The organism is Tunturiibacter psychrotolerans (assembly GCF_051013365.1).
Classification (GTDB): Bacteria; Acidobacteriota; Terriglobia; order Terriglobales; family Acidobacteriaceae; genus Edaphobacter; species Edaphobacter psychrotolerans_A.
Window position 1 is genome coordinate 5267143 of record NZ_CP132941.1, and the last position, 16658, is coordinate 5283800.

Sequence of the window (16658 nt, forward strand, 5' to 3'; positions counted from 1 at the left end):
TTTGCCCAAATCCGAAGTATTCCAACTTATTGTTGGCCATAGCGGTTCTCGTTTGTTGAGCGAGTGTTGCCCATTCCTCCTCAGCGCACGTGGATAGAAAGGTTCGCACCAGACGTCCAACGGTAGCAACAAATGGACCCGATTAGATATTTGTTGAAACCGAACCTCTTCACGAGATTACGCTGCGAAGAGTCTTTATTGTTGGCTTGCGCTGCCTCCCGGATCTCAAAGTGGGGATCGACCGAAAGCGAGATCATTTCAAGCTAGATTGTCAGGCATAAGCTTCCTTTTTCAAGCATGCGCAGGATCTTCGAAAACGTCGCTTTCTTGTCAGTTCAACGAGATCGAAGTCTTTTTCAACCCCGGTGCAGACACATCTTGTTCGGACGCGGCGGAGGTGATTGGCACCCGTGCTGGCTTCCCAGATAACCGTCAAGCGGCTCCACGGATTTTGGTCGAGTATTGTCTGGAGTGGTATGGGATTTCGGCCCATGAATCGAATAGTAGAGAAGTCTTGCGCGGTAGCCAAAATAATGTGAGATCTATTTACGCAGTTGTACTGTTGTTCCTAATCTGTTTCAAGGTAGGCGCCAAGCCTACCCCATCCGTGCCCAGCTCTTAACCATGCAAAAAATGCACTCGAGGCTGTTAGTTCTCTCCGGGGGCGGGTGTAGTAGCCGTTGGACGGCAGGCCGCGGCTCAGGCCATGAAACGCCAGTTCGTTCTGAGTGCATAGATCTTCGTAGTCCAAGTGCCCGACGCTCAGAAGTGTGTAAAAGCGATCTCGGGCCCCAGGGCCTCGTTGGCGCTGACTGGACGGTTTTGGGCCCTGGTTGCCGGCAGCGGCGCTACCTTGGTCTCGGGAATCGTTTATGGACCCAGCTTTAAACACCCATGTTTCGAAACATCAAAGGAACGACTGTTACACTACGCGATGTCGGTGTCGAACAGAACACAGAAGGTATCGACAGATCAGCTGAATCCCTTGCCGACCGCTGCCGACCCTAAAGATGCTTGAGACTCTGGGTAGCTGCCTCCGGCAATAAAGAGCTACGAGTGGGATCTCTAATAATGAAGTTTCGTCCGGAAATTGGCCAGTTAGTTGTCGTTCGAAAACGTCCCTTTGTCGTCACCGAAATCATCCCTTCGGCCATGGGCCTCACCCCGGGCTCTAAGGGTCCCTCACATTTAATCAAGCTTTCATCGGTCGAGGATGATGGTCTGGGTGAGGAACTTCAGGTCGTTTGGGAGGTAGAACCGGGGACTGCGGTACGTGAGAAGTCCACGCTGCCTGGGCCGGTGTCATTCGACCCCCCCGAGCGGTTGCAGGCATTTCTTGATGCGGTGCGTTGGGGGGCCGTTTCTCAGGCTGATGATCGCGCCCTTCAATCGCCGTTCCGAAGTGGAATTGAAGTTGACGAGTATCAACTTGACCCGGTCGTGCGCGCGCTCTCAATGCCACGAGTCAATCTGCTGATCGCCGACGACGTTGGTCTGGGAAAGACTATCGAAGCTGGCCTAGTGGTGCAGGAGCTGATCCTGCGACACCGGGTGCGCTCTGTGTTGATCATCTGCCCATCTTCCTTGCAACTCCAATGGAAAGAAGAGATGCGAGATAAGTTCGGCCTTGAGTTCCGCATCATTGACAGCGAAAGTATCAGCCAATTGCGACGTAAACGCGGCATCCATGTAAATCCCTGGTCCCACTTTCCGCGGCTCGTCACCTCCATTGACTTCCTCAAGCGCGAAAGGCAACTGCGCACTTTCCGGGAAACCTTGCCGGCCGGCGATCAGCCCGCCTATCCACGGGCTTACGACATGTTGATCGTGGATGAAGCCCACAACGTAGCACCGTCTGGCCGAGGCAAGTATGCGACGGACTCCATGCGTACCGACGCCATCCGGTCTCTGGCACCCCACTTTGAGCACAAACTGTTCCTCTCCGCCACCCCGCACAACGGTTATAGGGAGAGCTTTGCCGCCTTGCTCGAGCTGCTCGACAGACAGCGTTTTGCCCGTGCCGTAACGCCCGACCGCTCCCAGCTTGATGCGGTGATGGTCCGCCGCATGAAGTCTGAACTCAAGCTGCGCTGGGACGGCAGTCGGCGATTTGCTGAGCGAGTCGTGAAGCACTTGGAGGTGCCGTACACAGACGAGGAACGCCTAGCCCATTCCAACCTGCAACGGTATTCTGAATTGCGCCTCAAGAGCGCCGCTTCCGAAGGTGAGCGGCTTGCTGCGGAGTTTGTCCTCAAGTTACTGAAGAAGCGCCTCTTCTCGTCTCCGGCTGCCTTTGGCATCACGCTGGAAAAACACATCAATACGGTTGGCGCCAGGAACGCGGCCGCCAGCTATCCACGGGACATTGCTGATTACGGCGACGATTACGACGACGACGAGGAATATGAAGCCCAGATGGGTGAAGTGATGGGATCGGCGAGCCAAGCACTTTCGCCGGTCTCTGCCGAAGAACGAAGTCTACTCAAGCAGCTCAGTGAATACGCTGCCAAGACCAGTCTGAGAGCTGATTGCAAGGCGCAAACGTTGATTGATTGGCTGAAGCAGACTCTCAAGCCCGGCGGTGAGTGGAACGAAGAGCGAGTGATTCTGTTTACCGAATACCGTGCTACCCAGAAATGGCTCTACGACCTTTTGGCCCGCGAGAGATTCGCGGAAGAAGGTCGGCTGGAAATGATCTACGGCGGGATGGTTAAGGATCAGCGCGAGCGCATTAAGGCTGCCTTCCAGACGCCCCCCAAACAGTCGACCGTACGTATTCTGCTAGCTACCGATGCAGCATCTGAGGGAGTGAACCTCCAAAACCACTGCTCGAGGCTCATCCACATCGAGATCCCCTGGAACCCCAATCGTATGGAGCAGCGCAATGGACGCGTGGACCGCCACGGCCAGAAGTCGAATGAAGTGCTCATCCACCATTTCGTGGGCCGCGGCTTCGGTTCGGCGAGTACGACTGGCAAGGTCGGCGACCTGGAAGGGGATCTGGAATTCCTCATGCGCGCTGCGCTCAAGCTAGAAACAATACGAGAAGATTTGGGTAAAGTCGGTCCGGTCATCGCCAGCCAAGTCGAAGAAGCAATGTTGGGCCGACGCAACCGACTCGATACGACCCGTGCCGAGCTGGATGCCGAACCAGTTCGTCGTATGCTCAAGTTTGATCGAAAGTTGCGCGAGCAACTGGAGAGGCTGGCTTCGCAGCTGCACGAGACCCAACATGAGTTGAACCTTACCCCCGAACACATCGAGAACGTCGTGCGTGTCGGCATGGAATTGGCCGAGCAACCCGCATTGATCCCCGTCGAAATGAAGAGTATCTGGCCCGACCCCACCGGTGTGCGCAAATCCTGCCCGGTTTTCCGTCTGCCTGCACTCTCCGGCACCTGGGCTCAGTGTGCCGAAGGCTTGGCACATCCGCACACAAAGTCCATGCGCCCCATCGTCTTCGACCCCGCGCTGGCCGCGGGCCGCGATGATGTTGTTCTTGCCCATCTTAATCACCGTCTAGTGCAGATGTGCCTACGGTTGCTACGGGCGGAGATATGGTCCCTTGGTACGCAAGCCAAACACCTGTCCCGCGTCTCCGCCTGCGTGGTTGACGACTCCGCACTCAGTCACCCAGTCGTGATCGCACACGGCCGCATCGTCGTTCTTGGCGGTGACAACCATCGATTGCATGAAGAGATCATTGCCGCCGGAGGAGCGCTGATCGAAGGCCGTTTCAGCCGGCTTAATGTCAGTGAGACCAAGGCTGCGCTAGCTGCTGCCACTGATACACCCGTACCTGCCGCCATCGAAGCCCGTTTTCAGGCACTGTGGCCCAAGCAACACGATGCTCTCCTGGCATCTCTCGAAGCTCGCCGCGCCGAACGCACTAAGAATTTGGAGAAGAATCTCGAAGAATTGGCAGAGAAGGAAGGGAACAAGCTCAAGATCGTAATGACCGAATTACAACGCGCCATTCAGGGGGAGCTGGAAAGTAAGGACAATCCTCAGCTCATGCTTGATCTGGGGGGCGATGAAATTGGTAAGCAGCAGCGCGAACGCGATCTGTCTGCCTTGAGGCGTCGATTCATGGAGATTCCGGATGAGATTGAACGCGAATCCGCGCACATTCGTTCCCGATTCCGCGACCCGAGTGCCAGGCTGTTCCCAGTGGCGGTAACTTGGCTTATCCCGCGGAGGGCAGTACTCGAAATCACCGGAGGTCGAGCATGAGCGGCATCAGCACCTCGCGACACCACGCCGACTGGCTCTCCCTCATCGAAGTCTCCGGCCCGTTCGTCTCGTTGCCGGTGCTTCTTAGGGTATTCCCCCAAGGTCTCGATCCCCGTGATCCGGCGCAAGCGAAGGCCCTGCGGGCTGCCTACGAGGACTGGCAGGAAAAGCTCACTGCCCCTGGTCGCCAGCGCGCCTGGGTTCTGCATGTGCTCACCGCTCTACTCGGCTACCCCGCGGCTCTGATCGTCGAAAACCAAGCGCTCCCTGCCGGGCTGGAAGCGAATGTGGCGGAGATGGGGGAAACCCTGCGGCCAGACTTCGCGCTTGTCTCTCCCGCCGGGAGTGAAGCGGCTGGTCAAGCCCAGTTGCTGATAAGCAGCTACCCCGCTGAACAGGCTCTCGACCGCCCCGTGATCGGTAAGCACTGGAAGGCTAACCCTGGAACGCGAATGATGGAACTGCTGCACACCAGCGGCGTGGCACTCGGTCTCGTCACCAACGGCGAACATTGGATGCTGGTCTTCGCTCCGCGGGGCGAGACTACTGGTTACGCCTCCTGGTATGGAGCATTGTGGCTTGACGAGCCGATCACCCTACGTGCCTTCCACTCTCTGCTCGGTGTGCGCCGCTTCTTCGGGGTTGCCTCTGACGACAGGTTGCTGGGGATGCTGAAGGAGAGCTCCCAAGATCAGCAGGAAGTAACCGACCAGCTCGGCTATCAGGTGCGTGAGGCGGTCGAAGTGTTGGTGCAAGCATTCGACACTTTGGACCAGGATGCCAATCGAACGCTCCTCAAAGGCGTTTCGGATACTGCAATTTACGAGTCCGCACTGACCGTGATGATGCGGCTAGTCTTCCTGTTCTCCGCCGAAGAGCGCGGTCTGCTGCTTCTTGGCAAACCGCTTTACGACGACAACTACGCCGTTTCAACTCTGCTCGAACAGTTGCAAGAAGTTGCCGACCTTCATGGACCGCAGGTGCTCGAGCGGCGCTGCGATGCCTGGGCACGTCTCCTGGCGACGTTTCGTGCAGTGCATGCTGGCGTGCATCACCAGGATTTGCTGATACCGGCTTATGGCGGCTCTCTATTCGATCCTGATCGCTTTCCATTCCTCGAGGGTCGGAGCATAGGCACAAACTGGGTCTCAACGCAGGCGGAGCCCCTCGCGGTCAACAACCGGGTGGCGTTGCACCTCCTTACTTCGCTTCAAAGATTGCGTATCAAGATGCCGGGCGGCGGGCCATCTGAAACCCGGCGGATCTCATTCCTTGCACTTGGCGTTGAACAAATTGGCCACGTATACGAGGGTTTGCTGGACCATGTTGCGAAGCGCGCTCACGAAACCGTGCTAGGTATTGAGGGTACTCGAAAGAAAGAAGCCGAGATCCCCTTGACCACGCTGGAAGCAAAGCTGGCGCAAGGTCAAGACGAACTGATTGAATTACTAAAGGACGAAACTGGACGTTCCGCCTCTGCCATCAAGCGGGCCTTAGAAATCGGTAATCTGGGTGATGAGCATAAGTTGCTCATTGCTTGTGCTCACGACGAGGAATTACTTCAGCGGATTCGCCCCTTTGCTGGCGTGATCCGAGAAGACTCCTTCGAGCGTCCGTTGATAGTGCTCCCAGGATGTGTCTATGTCACCGCCGGTACTGCGCGGCGCAGCACTGGTACGCACTACACTCCGCCATCTCTCACGCAACCGATCGTTCAGTACACGCTGGAACCGCTAGTTTATCAAGGACCCGCGGAGGGCTGGCCGCGGGATAAGTGGCTGCTTAAAATGCCGAAGGAAATTCTTGATCTGAAGGTCTGCGACATGGCGATGGGGTCAGGTGCGTTTCTCGTGCAAGCTTGCCGCTATCTGGCCGAACGACTGACAGAAGCATGGGAGAACGAAGAGAAGAAGCATCCTGAGGAGATACTGATTACTCCCGAAGGAGACTTCTCTCAAGCTGTGCCGAGCGAAAGGCTCGTCCCGCAGGATGCCTCCGAGCGCCTCGCCATTGCACGGCGCATTGCTGCTGATCGCTGCCTCTACGGCGTTGACATCAATCCTATGGCTGTAGAGATGGCGAAGCTGTCCCTCTGGCTCACTACGCTGGATGCCAAACGCCCATTCACTTTCCTTGATCATGCCTTCAAGTGTGGTGATTCACTTCTAGGTTTGAGTAGTTTTGAGCAATTGGAGAAGTTCAGCCTGCGCCTGGAAGGCGGCAAGCAAATTGCTTTCAGCACTATGAATCTCTGGCGTTATGTTGAAGAAGCAAAGAAGAAGCGAGAGATGCTGGAGGCCATGCCATCTGACACGCCGGAACAGATCGTTGCGAAGATTGCGCTATATGTTGAGGCGGAAGAAGCAGTGGGAAAACTAAAGGCCGTGGCAGACGCGCTGGTAGCGACGGAATTAAAAGGGCTCAAGGGTAAGAAATACGACGAGGTCCTCGAAATCGCCGCAGACCGCATGATGGCTTATTGGTCCAAAGGGCTGGAAGAGCTACGCGGACTTGCCAAAGAGCAAATAGGTGGACGCAAGACCCTCCACTGGCCGTTGGCTTTTCCGGAAATCATGGGACGTGGTGGGTTTGACGCCTTTGTTGGTAACCCGCCATTCGTTGGAGGGAAGAAGATCCGTGGCGCTCTGGGTGAGGAATATCGCGAATACATCGCGGCGATCATCGGCAACGCAGTGAAAGGCCACGCCGACCTGTGCGCGTTTTTCTTCTTGCGCGTCGGACAAATGCTTCGCGATGGTGGCATGGCTGGGCTGCTCGCGACCAACACAATCGCTCAAGGCGATACCCGCGAAGTGGGATTGGATCAATTGGAAGAGGCGGGTTTTTGCCTTATCCGCGCCAACCCCAGCCGCCCTTGGCCGGGATTGGCGGCCCTCGAAGTGGCGCATGTCTGGCTACGGCGCGGTGATTGGCAGGGTGCCTATGTGCTCGACGACCTGCCGGTAATTGGCATTACAACCTCCCTCGCCCCCCCAGGTCGTGTGCAGGGCAAACCATTCAGGCTGTTGGCAAATGGCAATAAATCATTTATAGGCTCATACGTGCTGGGCATGGGCTTCATGTTAACGCCGGAGGAGGCGCAGACACTGATCGCCAAGAGCGCCAAGAATGCCGACTGTCTCGATCCGTTTTTGAATGGCGAAGATCTGAACAGCCGCCCTGATCAATCTGCCAGTCGATGGGTCATCAATTTTCACGATTGGCCGTTGAACCGACTGGGCGTGGGCCGTTGGCTGGGGGCCGATCCTCAACAGCTGAAAGCATGGCTGCGGGAAGGCATCGTACCAGCGGATTATCCCGACCCGGTAGCCGCAGATTACCCGGATCTACTGGCAATTGTGGAAGAGAAGGTTAAGCCGGAACGGACACGCAAGACCGATGAGGGGGAGTACCAGCTTCGCTACCCGCTCTAGTTAAAATGGTGGATCTACGCCGACAAGCGTCCCGACCTTTACGCTGCTATTAACCAATTGAAGCGACTTATCGTCGTCACGCAAACGAGCAAATACCACTCATTCGTATTTAAGGATGGGTCAATCGTGTACGGGCACAAGTTGGTCGTATTCCCAATCGCCACAAATTCACATTTTTCCGTTCTGCAATCGGTTGTGCACACGGAGTGGGTTCATTCCTACGGATCTTCGCTCGAAACTCGGCCCGTCTACACACCATCGGATTGCTTCGAGACATTTCCGTTCCCAGAATCTTTTGCTGGCCTTGAGTCCGTCGGTCAGCGCTACTACACTTGCCGTCAATCCATAATGCAAAGCCGCTTCGAAGGACTGACGAAAACGTACAATCGCTTCCACGACCCACTGGAGAAGGGGCTCGACATCTTTGAGTTACGCAGCCTTCATCTTGAAATGGATAACGCGGTTGCTGCCGCCTACCACTGGAACAATTTCGATTTTGGCCACGCCTTCCGTGAGACCAAACACGGCATGCGCTACACCATTTCGGAAGCAGCCCGCCGTGAAGTGCTCGACCGGCTGCTAACCCTCAACCATCAACGCCATGCGGAAGAAGAATCGGAAGAAGCAGCTGCATTCAATAGCCTATCCAGATCAGCTCGAAAGCAAAAACGGAAGCCTGAAAAAGATAGCATGGATCCCGCGTCATCACTATTCGTATAGAAAGAGATTTTATGCCAGAGGTTAGCACTTCTCAGACAACGATCCAAAAGCTGATAACGCCTCACGATCAGTTCATTCGCACAGTGTTCAATGCGCAGCGCTCATACTACATCGACATATATCAGCGCGAATATAAGTGGACTGACGAGCAGGTGAAGACTCTGCTCAACGACCTCGAAGTGCGTTTCGAGCTGGGCAAGCGCAGGCGAACATCCCCTCAGCAGATTCAGCAGGACGTACTGGAGAACTTCGACCCGTACTTCCTGAATACCTACCTGACGCATACATCTCCCGCTTCAACAACCATCGTAGACGGCCAGCAGCGGCTCACGACGATCTTGCTGATGCTAATCAAACTCTATCAAATTCTTCAGCAGGTAGATGACGTCGAAGGGACCCAAGGCAAGACCTTTAGGCCGGGGGCACTCCGACCGCTGATCTTTGAGGAAGATGATTTCGGAGGGGCGACACGCTTCAAGATATATAACTTGAATCGCGAGACACAGCTGCGGTCTCTCGTGGAGGAGACCGCCTTCGTCCCAGTGGATGAGACGCAAAAGCGATTGAAAGAGAACTTCGGCACCATAAGTAGTTACTTCGATTCGTTCTTCCGACTAGAGTCCGACCCAAGCGGCTATGATCTCGGCAAGCTGACCTACTACATCACCTATGTGCTTGATCGCGTGTCGATCGTCGAGATTCGTATAGAGAGACAGGACAACGTGGCTATGATCTTCGAGGTCGTAAACGACCGGGGACTTGGCCTGAAACCATACGAGATCCTCAAAGGCAAGCTGATAGGAAACCTGCCTCCAACGGAAAAGGAGGAGTCAAATAAGATTTGGGTCGATCTTCAGAATCTCTACTATCGCACTGAACTCAAGAATGCCGGTGAAGTCAGCATCGATCTCGACGATTTCTTTCGTGTCTACTTCCGAGCCAAATTCGCCAACAGCGTCGACGACTACAAGGCCTTCGAGAGTGATTACCACTATGAGATCTACCGTCGCCCAGAGCTTCGTGATCACTTTGGCGACTTCAGAAATCAGGCAACTCTTTACGCACTGATCACGAATGAAATCCAGTACTTTGCAAGACTCTATCAAGAATTAAGGGCCGACTATAACCCTGACCGCGAACATCTTTTCTACAACAAGCTGATAGAGCAAAATCAGCAATACCTCCTGATCATGTCGGCAATCCGGTTCAACGACCCGGAGAGGGAAGAAAAGATCCAAACTATATCCGCGAAGTTTGACCAGCTGCATGTCATCCTCCGCATTCTTGGGCTATATGAGAGCAACAAGTTTCAGACAGTGATTTATGGGCTCAATAGAGACCTTCGGAACAAATGTAATGCTCAGTGCCGGCAGATATTTGATGAACTAATCGTGAACATGCTTAAAGACGAGGAAAGACTAGAGAAAGACTTCGCAGGTAGCGTGTCGGACATCTTCACATACGAACGCATGAGAGGGGCTCGGAACAATCAAACGAACTTCAGTAAGTATCTGCTCATGCGCATCGATCGTTGGCTAAGCCAATTGCTTGATAAACCCAGTTATTGCCAAGGCGCATTTTCCGATATTGAAGAGCGCTTCAACAGATCAAACCGGAAGCGGTTTGGGATGCATCTCGAACACATCTATGCCTACAACGAGGAGAATAAAGCGCTGTTCACAGACGGCGCAACGGGTTTGTTCGACGAGTCCCTATTTGAGCAGACAAGGAACTTGATGGGAATGGTGTTGCTCTTGAAAGACTTGCAAAACCTCAGTAGTGGTAATGATGTCTACCGGGACAAGCTAACTGATTATGCAATGAGCGATGTGATATGGAACCAGCTTCTCGCTGGCCATATAGCCGCGGTTGACCTCGACGTGCTTCCAGAATCATTGAAGGACGCGGCAGTTGAGGCAGATGAAACAGGCGCCTTTCCACGAGACAAGGTTGAACAACGCCAACGTCTTTTCTTTGAGGCTGTGAAGATTGTCTGGTCCCAGATATGAAGGAAGAGGCCTTTGCATGATGACTCCACCTGTAGTTGATCCATCTGTATCCGAGCGAGTTGATACTCAGAGCGCACTAGATGTTCCGACACCGTCAGCGATTCGTGATGAATTAACCGATATGGTCGTCCGCGACCTCCTTGGACCAGCTGGCGGCGTAGAAGAAGAACTGAATGCATTTGAGGACCATGTCTACGGTCGCTATTTGGTAGGCATGTTGGCGCCAAAGGATAGCGAGATCCCAAGCGGAGAGCTGGATGAGCTGGCAGTGGGCGAGGCTGACGAGGGTGAAGAAGGCAATGCAGAGGCCGGAGTGCCGGCGGGCAGCACATATTTCCCGTCTTCGATGGGCATGAGTTTTGTCGTGGCCGCAGAGACGAAGGAAATCGTTGTAGAGGGACAATGGGGACAGTATCTGCGAGTCAAGAGCGCCAGCCAGCAGCAGAAGGACGGTAACCCGGCCAATGTCTGGAAACGGAAACCGGTGATCGTTACGCCCGTACCTCTGCCTCTCACGGACAAAGTCATCGCGCCGCAGGTTATGCATCCTGATCATCCACTGGTTCTGTTGCAAGGTCGGATGCGGTTGACACCTGATGGCTGGGTTGTGACCCTGTTCCTCGTCAATCAGCAGCCAGAACGTACACGTCGTGGCGAGCCCAAAGATGAAGTCTGGGTATTCCAACCCAAGCTGCGGGTGCGGGGCATCGATCACCAACCGATCTTTGTCCAGCGCAAAGGCGTCACGGCCGACCTTTCCAAGATGGACCCGCTGACTCGTGAAGAGACCGAGACACTGGAGATGCTTTATCGTCACCAGCGTGAGTTTGTGGTAGGACATGGCATCTCAGTGCACGCCACCCTACCAGAACCAGCGGCCGAAAGGGCAGTTCAAGTTGAGACGGAGTGGATTCCTCAGTTTGAGGTATCCCAGCAGACCGCGCGTTCAGAGACTGAGGATGTGAACCTCATCGGCCTGACCATGGACATGAAGGTGTGGGCAGAACTGCCCAAGGCTGAACTGATAACAACCCTGCGACATATCGAGACCGCTTATCGTATTTGGATCAAGGCTGAGCAGAATAAGCTGACCCTGCCGAGCGAGAAACTGGCCGGTCATGAGGAGGCCGCGCAGCGATCTGTGAGCGCTTGTACCCGTGCCCTTCATCGCATCAGGGCGGGGATTGACTTGATTGATGCCAACCCCCAGACAGAGGAGGCATTCCGCTTCGCCAATCAAGCGATGTGGCAGCAGCGAATCCATTCCACATTCTCTCGAAAGGTGAGGAAGAAGGAAATGAAGAGTGAGGAAGGAGTGGAATCGCTAGATGTGGCGAAGAACCGCAGCTGGCGCTTGTTCCAGTTGGCCTTCATTCTGCTAAATCTGCCGAGCCTGACTGATCTGCACCATCCGGATCGCAGCCATGAGACTGACGCGGTTGCGGATCTGTTGTGGTTCGCGACTGGCGGTGGAAAGACAGAAGCCTATCTCGGGTTAACCGCCTACACTTTGGCATTGCGTCGCCTGCAAGGGACGGTGGCTGGCCGAAGTGGGAACCATGGAATAGCTGTCTTGATGCGGTACACCTTGCGTCTTTTGACCCTACAGCAGTTTCAGCGCGCTACAGCACTCATGTGCGCTTGCGAAACTATCCGTAGGGCCGATGTAGGGAAATGGGGAGAGACTCCGTTCCGGCTCGGGCTGTGGGTAGGCAACAAGACCTCACCAAATACCTTGGAAGGTGCCGCCAATTCGTTGCGCCAGGGCCGGGTGGGTGGTAGACCTTCGATGGGCGGCACGCCTCATCAAATTACGTCCTGTCCTTGGTGCGGCTGTGAAATCAAGGAACAGCATCTTCGGGTTTATGAAGCACCAAGCGACATTGGCCGTTGTGTCACCTACTGCGGCGATGATCTGGGGAACTGCGAGTTTTCCGAAGCAAAGGCTCCCAAAGAGGGATTGCCGGTAATGGTGGTCGATGAAGAGATCTATCGTCGGCCACCATCACTTCTGATTGCCACGGTGGACAAGTTTGCCCAGATGCCTTGGAAGGGAGAGATTCAGATGCTCTTCGGCAAGGTCAATGAGGTCTGCCCGCGGCACGGATTCCTTTCTCCGGAGATCGAGGATGGAAAATCGCATCCGGCTCGAAATGGTCTACCCTCTGTTAGAAACCTACAACACGGTCTGTTGCGGCCACCCGATTTGATTATTCAGGATGAATTGCACCTCATCAGCGGGCCGCTTGGATCGATGGTTGCGCTCTATGAGTTGGCCGTAGACGAATTGTGCTCGTGGGAGGTGAACGGCAAGAGGGTGCGTCCCAAGGTTGTGGCTTCCACAGCGACCATCCGTCGCGCTCCCGACCAGGTGCAAAAGCTGTTTGTAAGAAAGCTGGACGTGTTCCCACCGCAGGGAACTAGTATTCGAGATAGTTTCTTCGCCTTGCAGCGCACGGTTGGGTCGGAGTATCCGGGGCGGCGTTACCTTGGCATCTGTGCCTTTGGCCGCCGGTACCCAGTGGCGATGATCCGTAGTTATGTAGCCCATATGGCCGCCGCTCAGGTCCTCTTCGAGAAATACGACCAGTTGGCGGATCCATGGATGACTCTGACTGGGTATTTCAACTCGATTAGGGAATTGGCAGGCACTCGGCGACTAGTGGACGACGATATTAAGGCCCGCTTACGCGATGCCGACCAGCGAGGCCTAGCTAAGCGGAGGATTCGCTCTCTGGAGGAGCTGACCTCTCGCAAATCGGGCACGGATATTCCAAAGATATTGGAGCGACTAGAGTCAGTCTTTGACACAGCGTTGGAAGCCCAGCGCGCGGTGGAGCGAAAGGAAGGGAAGCGGCCGAGCTCACCGGTTCCTTATGACGTTGTCCTTGCGACAAATATGATTTCGGTAGGGGTTGATATTGAGCGACTTGGGCTGATGCTAGTTGCGGGACAACCGAAAAATACGTCGGAATACATTCAGGCTACCAGCCGAGTCGGACGCTCCGCTGCTGGCCCCGGACTGGTCAGCACAGTGTTCAACTGGGCGAGGCCGCGCGATTTGTCTCATTACGAACGTTTCGAGCATTACCACGAGACCTTTTACAAGCATGTCGAGGCTCTCTCCGTAACGCCATTCTCAGCTCGAGCTCTCGATCGCGGCTTGACCGGCGTAATGGTCGCGCTAATGCGGCTTTCTGAAGAGAGACTCAATGGGAACCTCAAAGCGGGCCAGCTACAGGACAATGATTCGCTCATGTCCTCGGTCTTCGCTCAACTGGAGAAACGGGCTGAAAATGCGGCCCACGACCGGACGGTAGGACAGCGTATGCACAATATGCTCGACCGGCGCCGCGATGAGTGGCTGAACCGGGTTCATAATCAGACGGATCACCGCCTCGGCTACCAGCCAGAAGGCGGTTCTACGGTAGGCCTACTCGAGCATGCCGCCCCCAGGGGGTGGGAGATGTTCACATGTCTGGATTCCCTGAGGGATGTCGAAGGCACCGTAGATCTAGTCCTCGATCAGCGGTCCACGGGTTTGTACGCAGAATAAGGATGACAAGATGAACGAACTTGGCGAAATCCGTCCCAGTCAGCTGATCTACACGTTCGGGGTTGGTTCGCTGATCGACCTACCCAATATGTCAGCTTTAGTAATGGGCCTTGATGACTGGGATACGCGTTATTGCAGCGACATCCAAGAAGACCGTCTAATTGCTGCGATACAGAAACGCCTTGGTCCTCAAATGTCCCGGCTTTACCTGCCGCCTACCAAGCTCGATGGCGCGGGCAATGATCCAGCCGCACCCGCCATCGGCGTTCCCGTGGCGCCATTTCCGCGATGGATGCGTTGTTCACTGTGCGACACCCTCGCCACTGTGCAATCGGGGGTCTTCAAGCTAGTGCAGGACTCTTACCGTCCGGACAGGACGGAATACGTACATGGGGGATGCCTAAAGAGCAAAGGCGGAAAGCCGCCGGCGGTAATGTCTGTTCGTTTTCTCCTCGCTTGTAGAGAAGGTCACCTGACAGATTTCCCATGGTTGAACTTCGTGCACAAGGGAAATGTTCCTTGCAAGCCTGCAACACTGACCCTTCGGGAGTACGGAGCGTCAGGCGATGCTTCCGACATTGTCGTCAAGTGTCACTCCTGCGATGCCGAACGGCGCATGGCAGACGCTTTCGATTCCGACCCAAGTACATGGTTCGTCTGTCCAGGTCACCACCCGCACTTGCGACTGATTGAACCTCAAGGGTGCAGTGAGCGTGCCAAAGCGATCCTACTTGGTTCTTCCAATAGCTGGTTCCCAACAGCCCTTTCTGCTTTGTCCATTCCGAGGGCGGCTGACAAACTCGGTAAACTCGTGGAAGAACAATGGGGCGAGCTCGAAGACCTGGATACCATCGATGAGGTACATCTCATCAGCAAGAAGCTTAAGAAGTTCCAGTCGTTGATCCCACTTTTTAGTGAGTTCACGGAAACGGACATATGGGACGCGATTCAAGCAAAGCGTAACGGAAGTGGAAAAGAAGACTCAGCTGCCGAAGACTTAAAGTTACCTGAATGGCAGATGTTCTCGGCGCCGGATTCAGCTGCGGAGAGCAGAGATTTTAAGTTGCGACGAGTGGCACCACCCAAAGGCTTTGAGGAGCTATTCGAGGATACTGTTCTGGTGGAACGCATTCGTGAGGTGCGGGCTCTTCTGGGTTTCACACGAATTGAATCCAATGCCGACTTCGAGGAAGCAACCATGCTCAGGGACGGACGACTGACTCCGTTACGTCGGGAGAGCCCAACATGGCTGCCAGCATCCGAGGTCCGTGGAGAGGGGATATTTCTACGGATACGCGAGAAAGAACTCATCGATTGGGCAGGCAAGCCAGAGCTGCTTCGCCTCCAGAAGGAGTTTTTGGATTCTCACAAAGCGTGGCGTAAGTTGCGCAAGCTTGAGCCCTTTGACGAGAACTTTCCAGGAATTCGTTTTGTTCTACTTCATTCCCTGGCCCACGCCTTGATGCGCCAAATTGTCCTGGACTGCGGCTATACAGCAGCCAGCGTGAGAGAGCGTCTATACTCCCGTCAGCCCGGTGAGGCAGGCGGCTCCATGGCTGGTATTCTGCTCTACACCGCCGCACCGGATAGTGAAGGGACTCTTGGCGGTCTGGTGGAGCTCGGCGATCCGCTGACACTGGGACGTCACCTCCAACAGGCGTTGGAGAGTCTGCGTCTGTGTGCTTCCGATCCTTTATGTGCGGAGCATCGCCCGGATACTACAGGTCGAGGTATTCATGGCGCATGCTGTCATGCATGTCAATTTGCACCAGAAACGTCCTGTGAACGCGGCAACCGCTATTTGGATCGGTCAGTCCTCGTGAAGACTTTCTCCGGCGGCAACACCTGTTTCTTTGACTAAAGACGAATGATCCCCTCAAGCCTGAAAGAAAGCATCGTCGATCTGATCCGCAGAGCTCACCACCCGTGGCTACAGACCGTTTGTCTAACTATGTCCAAGACCGACAGTTCGATAGGTGCAAGAAGTCTGATAGCAACTTTGCCTGCTACCAACAATGGAGACGCAGCCCATTGTCTGGCAAGCGTTATTCGCCTAGCTGAAAACCACATGTCCTGGAACTCGCTAAGTGTGTTGATCGAGGTATCTGTTTCGGTTCTTGCGCAGCAGCAGCAAGAGCAATTTGTCGAACTACTGTGGACCGGACCCTCCCCCTCGAGTGAAATCCCTGCTCGACGAATTGACCAAGTCCTCTATGACCTAATAGATTTCGCGAAACGAGAGATATTACTGGTTACGTTTGCCGCCCATAAAATTACCCGACTTTCAGACGGCCTGGCAAAAGCAATTGGCAGAGGAGTTCGCGTGCGACTTATTCTCGAGTTTGAGGAAGCATCACAGGGGCAGCTTTCGATGGACGCGCTGAATGCCTTTCCTAAGATCATCCGCCAGGGCGCGCAGGTATATTACTGGCCTCTGGACAAAAGAGAACGGAACGCTCATGGCAAACCCGGTAAGCTGCATGCGAAAGTGGCAGTCATTGACGATCAGGCAGTTCTCTCCAGCGCTAATCTCACGGATGACGCCTTCAATCGCAACTTTGAACTTGGCTCTCTCTTTACCGGTGACCAGATTCTTCACAGACTCACAGGACACTTTGACGGTTTGTGTGCGGATGGTACCTTGAAGCTGTGGGAATATCCAAAGCTTCACAGGATGTGAGCCAGTTTGTGAGTTCGAGAAGCGAG

Annotated in this window: 7 protein-coding genes; all 7 read left to right on the forward strand. The window is 54.7% G+C overall.

What is annotated here, in order from left to right:
• Positions 1-1071: 1071 nt before the first annotated feature.
• The 7 genes from drmD to drmC are packed head-to-tail and all read left to right on the forward strand — an operon-like array spanning position 1072 to position 16632.
• On the forward strand, positions 1072-4233 hold the full coding sequence (gene drmD, locus RBB76_RS22560) for a DISARM system SNF2-like helicase DrmD (RefSeq protein WP_429631006.1): 3162 nt from the start codon (positions 1072-1074) through the stop codon (positions 4231-4233).
• Positions 4230-7667, forward strand: coding sequence for an Eco57I restriction-modification methylase domain-containing protein (locus RBB76_RS22565; RefSeq protein ID WP_429631004.1), 3438 nt, complete (start codon positions 4230-4232; stop codon positions 7665-7667). The genes drmD and RBB76_RS22565 overlap by 4 nt, the downstream gene beginning before the upstream one ends.
• Positions 7668-7724: 57 nt before the next feature.
• Positions 7725-8387 (forward strand): type IIL restriction-modification enzyme MmeI, encoded by a 663-nt coding sequence (locus tag RBB76_RS22570; RefSeq protein WP_429631002.1) that lies wholly within the window; start codon positions 7725-7727, stop codon positions 8385-8387.
• Positions 8388-8398: 11 nt separating this feature from the next.
• Complete coding sequence (locus tag RBB76_RS22575; protein WP_429631000.1) at positions 8399-10396, forward strand: DUF262 domain-containing protein; 1998 nt, start codon at positions 8399-8401, stop codon at positions 10394-10396.
• Between the two features lie 16 nt (positions 10397-10412).
• Complete coding sequence (gene drmA, locus RBB76_RS22580) at positions 10413-13952, forward strand: DISARM system helicase DrmA (protein ID WP_429630999.1); 3540 nt, start codon at positions 10413-10415, stop codon at positions 13950-13952.
• 10 nt (positions 13953-13962) lie between these two features.
• Positions 13963-15813 carry a DrmB family protein gene (gene drmB, locus RBB76_RS22585; protein ID WP_429630997.1) on the forward strand — a complete coding sequence of 617 codons (1851 nt, stop codon included), beginning with the start codon at positions 13963-13965 and terminating at the stop codon, positions 15811-15813.
• A 6-nt stretch (positions 15814-15819) separates the two neighbouring features.
• On the forward strand, positions 15820-16632 hold the full coding sequence (drmC, locus tag RBB76_RS22590; RefSeq protein WP_429630995.1) for a DISARM system phospholipase D-like protein DrmC: 813 nt from the start codon (positions 15820-15822) through the stop codon (positions 16630-16632).
• Positions 16633-16658: the final 26 nt, after the last annotated feature.

Bases quoted from the DNA above. Each gene is read 5' to 3' on its own strand.
- drmD (WP_429631006.1), top strand. From the start codon at position 1,072: ATGAAGTTTCGTCCGGAAATTGGCCAGTTAGTTGTCGTTCGAAAACGT.
- RBB76_RS22575 (WP_429631000.1), top strand. From the start codon at position 8,399: ATGCCAGAGGTTAGCACTTCTCAGACAACGATCCAAAAGCTGATAACG.
- RBB76_RS22565 (WP_429631004.1), top strand. From the start codon at position 4,230: ATGAGCGGCATCAGCACCTCGCGACACCACGCCGACTGGCTCTCCCTC.
- drmA (WP_429630999.1), top strand. From the start codon at position 10,413: ATGATGACTCCACCTGTAGTTGATCCATCTGTATCCGAGCGAGTTGAT.
- drmB (WP_429630997.1), top strand. From the start codon at position 13,963: ATGAACGAACTTGGCGAAATCCGTCCCAGTCAGCTGATCTACACGTTC.
- drmC (WP_429630995.1), top strand. From the start codon at position 15,820: ATGATCCCCTCAAGCCTGAAAGAAAGCATCGTCGATCTGATCCGCAGA.